This window comes from Bradyrhizobium sp. (assembly GCF_016462955.1).
GTDB lineage: Bacteria > Pseudomonadota > Alphaproteobacteria > Rhizobiales > Xanthobacteraceae > Bradyrhizobium.
In genome coordinates this window covers 1,453-2,192 of the sequence record NZ_JAEMSD010000779.1, presented here as the reverse complement: position 1 = coordinate 2,192, position 740 = coordinate 1,453, and the positions used below count along the sequence as shown (strand labels likewise).

The following is a 740-nucleotide window of genomic DNA, read 5'->3' as shown; positions in this document are numbered from 1 at the left end:
GCCTGCCGTCATATTTCTCCATCTTGTCTTTATTTTCCGTGGCATCAACCGTAGCGAATCGCCAGATCCGGTCCTCTGGCAGAGGATTACCTACTGGCTTCCAGTAATTCTCCCATTTCCACGCCTTGTCGATAGCTCCATCGTTTTTCAGTGCGTGAGCAGTCCCGATGATAGTGTTGTATTCCCCCTGCTTTGGTTGTGCGGCGGCGATGGCATGATCCCAGAACCCAGCGGTCTCAACCGCAATCACATTGCCCTCGAACTCGGGCAGATAAGCCGGTGCGGCCATGGCGTTGCGAAAGTTCACGTTTTTGCTCTCACCGTCGACTCCCAGCACGCCGATCACGAACGGCATCTTCGGGGCTATCAGGTCTTTGCGTACATCGCGAATGAAGTGTGCCAGCAGGCGCGAGTATTCGTCGTATTTTCCAGGTTGGTCGGGGCCTGGATACGTAGTCCCGTCAACCAGATCATTAAAACCCTGAAGCCAGACAAACCCGGCCACTTCATAGCCAGCCTGTTCGTCGTATTCCGGGCAGACCCGCTTGGGATCTGCCAGCACCTTTTTCACATGTTCGATCATCATTCGGTAAAACACACCCGAGGCGGCATCCTTGTCCTCCTGCCACTTTTTCCGGTCTTCGGCTTTAGGAATCCCGTGGGCACCCTGGGGATGCTTGTCCCACAACTCCTGGATCTCCTTGGGGAGCTTGTATTGGCCGGCACTGGGCGGACGGAAT

General features: G+C 55.3%; 1 protein-coding gene. It reads right to left on the bottom strand.

From position 1 onward, the window contains the following. On the bottom strand, window positions 1-740 hold a 740-nt coding region (locus tag JHD07_RS38270; protein ID WP_291631659.1), incomplete at both ends, for a sialate O-acetylesterase.